Source organism: Parendozoicomonas sp. 209JJ7-1 (assembly GCF_058147085.1).
This window is the reverse complement of record NZ_JBYVJU010000173.1, coordinates 1-389: the sequence shown is the minus strand read 5'-3', so window position 1 is coordinate 389 and position 389 is coordinate 1. Positions and strand designations below refer to the sequence as shown.

Here is a 389-nt window from a genome sequence, read left to right as displayed (position 1 = left end):
ATAGCACGCACAGGCTTGTTCAAACCAACAAAATAAGGAATGTGCAACAAGCTTTACCAGCTTTAGCGTACATGACAAAGATCGAGAATCTTTTTCATCGGCTGGCGCAACGAGATTTCTCAGCAAGTTTGTCGCAACAAACGAAATATCCGGTTCAACAAATTCCAGCGGCAAGTGCGCAGGCACAATTCTCAGCATCACAGGTTTGCTCAAACCAGAAAAATAATTATCGTGCCAGCAAACTTACAGAGCTGGTCAAACCAACAAGCGCCCTACTCTGCACGGCTACTGGCGTAACAAGCTTTCTCAGCAAGTTTGTCACAACAAATGTAATATCCGGTTCAACAAGTTCTAGCGGCAAATATGTCAGGCACAGTTCTCAGCATTAT

Annotated in this window: 1 protein-coding gene; it reads left to right on the top strand. The window is 44.2% G+C overall.

What is annotated here, in order from left to right:
- Positions 1-71 precede the first annotated feature (71 nt).
- Positions 72-389 (top strand): hypothetical protein (locus ACY2RQ_RS19890; protein ID WP_490114753.1); only part of this gene is annotated, 318 nt, incomplete at its 3' end.